The 2,135-nt window shown below is 69.1% G+C and carries 3 protein-coding genes; all 3 read left to right on the top strand.

Features of this window, described 5'->3' with window-relative positions:
• On the top strand, positions 1–980 hold a 980-nt coding region (locus AC1D01_RS31580; RefSeq protein ID WP_477873463.1), incomplete at its 5' end, for a phage late control D family protein.
• 15 nt (positions 981–995) lie between these two features.
• Complete coding sequence (locus AC1D01_RS31575; protein WP_477873462.1) at positions 996–1,664, top strand: phage baseplate assembly protein V; 669 nt, start codon at positions 996–998, stop codon at positions 1,662–1,664.
• A gap of 15 nt (positions 1,665–1,679) precedes the next feature.
• Entirely contained in the window at positions 1,680–1,961 is a 282-nt protein-coding gene (locus AC1D01_RS31570) for a PAAR domain-containing protein (protein ID WP_477873461.1), read from the top strand.
• Positions 1,962–2,135 lie beyond the last annotated feature (174 nt).

Genomic DNA, 2,135 nt, shown 5'->3' with positions numbered 1-2,135 from the left:
CGCTCGAGGAGGTGTTCGTCGGCGAGATCACCGGCATCGAGCCCTCGTTCCCGTCGAGCGGCATCCCGATGATCCGGCTCACCGCGCAGGACTACCTGCAGCGGCTGTCGGTGGGCACCAAGGACCGCGCCTTCGCGATCAAGATTCCGTCGGTCGGCAACTTCCCGCTGCCCGATGCGGCGGTCGCCGCGCTGGTGGCCGGCAGCAATGCGCTGATCCCCGAGCTCGATCCGGTCGGCGGCACGCTGTCGACGCTGGTCGGCCTGGCGACCTTCCTCGCCTTCCCGCAGTTCGCGCAGATGGCGGTGCGCAAGCAAAGCGGCGTCAACGACTTCCAGTTCCTCACCGAGGTCGCGAAGGAGAACGGCTGGCAGATGTACATCGACCACACCGCCGAGCCGCACGGCCGCGTGCTCAAGTTCCAGTTCCTGATCCAGGACTACGCGCCCAGCCTGACGCTCAAGTGGGGCGCCACGCTGACCGAATTCACGCCGCGCATCACGACCGTGGGCGACATCGAGGGCGTGGCCGCCAAGGTCTGGGTCGACAGCATCAAGATGGATTTCACCATCGCGCTCAACTGGGACTACGACCGCGCGATGTTCAAGCTCTCGATCACGCCCGGCGGCCAGCTCGGCGAGCTGCTCGCGCCCGGCAAGGTGACGACCATCAAGCCGACGAGCTACGCCAYGGCGCCGTTCAAGATCCTCACCGAGCTGCTGCCCAAGCTGAACAACCGGCTGACCGGGTCGGGCAGCACGGTCGGCGATCCGCGCATCAAGGCGAGCCGGGTGGTGAACCTCGAAGGGCTGGGCGACCAGTTCGGCGGCCTGTACCGCATCACCTCGGCCACCCACACCCTCGACGGCGGCGGCTACCGCACCAGCTTCCAGGCCCGCAAGGAGGTCTGGTTCGGCGCCATCCCGCTGCCCAAGGGGCGCGGCGGCCTGGTGCGGCTGCAAGGGCAGTTCACGGTATGAGCAGGGACGCGCGCCATGGATGACCAACTCTTCGAACGCCTGGACCAGCTCGGCGTCGAGTCACTGCACGAGGGCTTCGCGATCTCGCCGGGCGTCGTCACCAACAACCTGGACGCGATGTCCGAGGGCCGCGTGCAGGTGCGCATCCCGTCGATCCCGGGCATGGAGCCGTGGTGCCGCCTGCCGTCCGTCGGCGGCGGCTCGGGCCGCGGCTTCGTGTGGGTGCCGCAGATCGACGACGAGGTGCTGGTCGCCTTCGCGCAGAACGATGCGAGCGCGGCCTACGTGCTCGGCGGCCTGTGGAGCACCGGGGACCGCCCGCCGCTCACGCTGCAGAGCGACTTCCTCGTCAAGCGCGTCATCAAGACCGGCCTGGCCGGCGGCCTGGGCCACGAGGTGGAGTTCGACGATGCACTGCAGTCGATCACCATCACCAGCAGCACGCAGCAGAAGATCACCATCGACCCGCTGCAGATCAAGCTGGAGAACACCGCCGGCACGCTGTCGATCGCGATGGACAACAAGTCGCAGACCATCACCGTGCAGTCGGCGCTGAAGATCGAGCTCAAGGCCCTGCAGCTCTCGCTCGAGGGCCTGCAGCAGGTCGACATCAAGGGCGCGATGGTCAACATCCAGTCCACCGGACCCTGCAGCGTGCAGGGCCTGCCGATCAAGCTCAACTGACGCCAGGACCACACCATGCCTCCCGCAGCCAGAGTCGGCGACCCGACAGCGCACCCCGGCGTCATCACCGGGCCGGGCGTGCCCATGGTGCTGATCGGCGGCCTGCCGGCGGCCGTGGTGGGCGACCTGCATGCCTGCTCGATGCCGCCGCCGGCCGGGCCGCACCCGCCGACGCCGATCGCCAAGGGCAGCGCGACGGTGCTGATCGGCGGGCGGCCCGCGGCCCGCATGGGCGACATGAGCGGCTGCGGTGCCCCCATCGTGATGGGTTGCCCGCTGGTGGAAATCGGAGGCTGATGCGATGGCCGCGCCCCAGATCTCATCGACCTTCCTCGGCAGGGGCTGGGCCTTCCCGGTGCGGGTCGAGGCCGGCCAGGCCGCCACCTCCGCCTACGACGAGGACGTGCGGCAGGCGATCCTCATCATCCTCGGCACTGATCCCGGCGAGCGCGCGATGCGCCCGGACTTCGG

This window comes from Rhizobacter sp. P3_B12 (assembly GCF_056402895.1).
This window is presented reverse-complemented; position numbering and strand designations above follow the sequence as displayed.